General features: G+C 53.3%; 3 protein-coding genes. All 3 read left to right on the top strand.

What is annotated here, in order from left to right:
* The first annotated feature begins 82 nt into the window (after positions 1 to 82).
* The 3 genes from tnpA to tnpC are packed head-to-tail and all read left to right on the top strand — an operon-like array spanning position 83 to position 2,309.
* Positions 83 to 376: an IS66 family insertion sequence element accessory protein TnpA gene (gene tnpA, locus ACVA53_RS24835; RefSeq protein ID WP_446506616.1), complete on the top strand. Its 294-nt coding sequence runs from the start codon at positions 83 to 85 to the stop codon at positions 374 to 376.
* On the top strand, positions 373 to 729 hold the full coding sequence (tnpB, locus tag ACVA53_RS24830) for an IS66 family insertion sequence element accessory protein TnpB (protein WP_446506615.1): 357 nt from the start codon (positions 373 to 375) through the stop codon (positions 727 to 729). The genes tnpA and tnpB overlap by 4 nt, the downstream gene beginning before the upstream one ends.
* 50 nt (positions 730 to 779) lie before the next feature.
* Complete coding sequence (tnpC, locus tag ACVA53_RS24825; protein ID WP_446506614.1) at positions 780 to 2,309, top strand: IS66 family transposase; 1,530 nt, start codon at positions 780 to 782, stop codon at positions 2,307 to 2,309.
* Positions 2,310 to 2,334 lie beyond the last annotated feature (25 nt).

Here is a 2,334-nt window from a genome sequence, read left to right as displayed (position 1 = left end):
GTAAGCGGGTATTCCTACCCACATTCAGATAACCCTCAATACTTGGTATTGATATAGCTTCTTTATTCCACGGAGCTTTATCATGACTCGCGAAGACAAAACGCAGCTATGGCAAGAACGCTTGCAACACCAGAGGGATAGCGAACTAACCATTGCTGGCTGGTGTGAGCAACACCAGATTGCCCAGTCTCAGTTTTATTACTGGCAGAAAAAATTAACGACAACAACATATGAACCAAGCAGTACCATGGTGCCAATATCGATACCTTCATCGTCAATACCCTTGGTGATTGAAACACCTGGAGGCTACCGGATCTCTATCAACGATACTTCGGCAATCTCACTGTTACCGCAAGTCATGAAGAGCCTGCCATGATCACCACTCCGGCCGGCAACGTGTACCTGGCCACTGGGGTGACCGACATGCGCAAGTCCATCAATACTCTGGGACTGCTGGTCGAGGAGGTACTTGAGCTTAACCCGGTTAGTCCCCACTGGTTCGTGTTCTGTAATCGCCGTCGTGACAAGGTGAAGATATTGCAATGGGATACCAATGGCTTCTGGCTCCATTACCGTCGGCTAGAAAACGGCAAGTTCAAGTGGCCACGCCATCCGCAAGATACGGTTGCCATGGAAATCACAGCGAGGCAACTACGATGGTTGCTTGATGGACTGAACTGGCAAAATGCCGTTGCGCACCAGCCCATGAACGGGCTAAAGATCTCGTAGAAACAGTTAACTAAATTAGCAAAAACCACTGTTTTTACTATACTTTTATTATGCAAAAGGAACTTAATAAGCCCACTGGCATCACCCCAGAAATCCAGGCTTATATCGACAGCCTCGTTCAGAACGTCAGCCAACAATATGAATCCCGCATTACTGAGATGTGGGAGCAGTTCCGGATGGCACAAGCCAAACGCTATCTGCCACAAAGCGAAAAGTTCCCGGCGCAGGGTTGCCTGTTCAATGAGGCAGAATCGCTCGCGGATACCGGGCCGTCCGACGATGAGCCGGAAATGGAAACGGTGACCTACACGCGCAAGCGCGGTCGCAAACCGATTAATCCGGACTTACCCCGCGAGGTTATCGAGTATGATTTACCGGAAGGCGCAAAAACCTGCCCTTGTTGCCAGGGTGAGCTGCATGCTATCGGTGTCGAAACGTCCGAGCAACTCGACATCATCCCCAAGCAGGTCAAAGTGCTGCGGCATGAACGCAAGAAGTATGCTTGCCGCCATTGCGAGAATCATGGCGAAGGCAGCAAAATCACCGTCGCCTCCATGCCCCGGCAGCCGCTCCCGGGCAGTATTGCTACGGCTGGCACCCTTGCTACCGTAGCGGTCAGCAAGTATGCCGACGGCCTGCCGCTATACCGTATTGAAAAAGAGCTAGCGCGTGTTGGCGTTGATATCCAGCGGACGACCTTGGCTAACTGGATGATAAAGACCGCCGAGCTGCTTTCGCCGGTTTATCAGGCTATGCGCAGGGCGCTGCTCAGGGAGCCGGTTATCCACGGTGACGAAACTACGCTTCAAGTCTTGAAAGAGCCCGGCAAGAAAGCCGAGAGCAAATCTTACCTCTGGGCATACTCCAGCCCTGAACAAAGCACAACACCGGTGGTGTTGTTCGAATACCAACCCGGCCGGGGGCATACTTACCCCAAGGCCTTCCTCGATGGCTATGGTGGCACCATCATGACCGATGGTTACCCGGCTTGGCGGATGCTGGAAACCGTCACTCACCTCGGATGTTGGGCCCATGCCCGCCGCAAGTTCAAGGATGCCCTCGACCTGAGCCCGAAAAAAGCGGGACAGGCCAAACAGGCCCTGAGTTATATCCAGAAGTTGTATGCCATCGAAAAGAAAGCCCAGTCCTTGCCGGCGTCAGAAAAGCATGCAATGAGGCAAAAAGACAGTATCCCGATCCTCGAATCCTTCCACGGCTGGCTGGATAAAGCGGCAGCCAAACTGCTCCCCCAAAGTCCGATGGGGAAAGCGGTCAGCTACGCACTAAAGCAATGGGTCTACCTTGAAAGGTATGTTGAGGATGGCGAGTATCCAATAGACAACAACCGTGTGGAGCGGGATATCCGGCCGGTAGCCACCGGGCGTAAGGCCTGGTTGTTCGCTGATACCCAGAGGGGGGCAAGTGCGAGTGCGGCGTTGTTCAGTATCCTGCTCAGTTGCCGTGCCAACGGCGTGGAGCCCTATGCGTATCTGCGTCATGTTCTGAGCGAGCTACCACAGCGGGAAGAAGGCTCTGATGTCAGCGACCTTCTGCCTCATAGCAATACGACCGCTCAATAGCTAGGTGGGTAGGAATACCCGCTTA

The sequence above is a fragment of the Photobacterium sp. DNB23_23_1 genome (assembly GCF_052873815.1).
Note: the sequence above shows the minus strand (reverse complement) of the source record. Positions and strands in the feature narration are given on the sequence as shown.

Bases quoted from the DNA above. Each gene is read 5' to 3' on its own strand.
- tnpA (WP_446506616.1), top strand. From the start codon at position 83: ATGACTCGCGAAGACAAAACGCAGCTATGGCAAGAACGCTTGCAACAC.
- tnpB (WP_446506615.1), top strand. From the start codon at position 373: ATGATCACCACTCCGGCCGGCAACGTGTACCTGGCCACTGGGGTGACC.
- tnpC (WP_446506614.1), top strand. From the start codon at position 780: ATGCAAAAGGAACTTAATAAGCCCACTGGCATCACCCCAGAAATCCAG.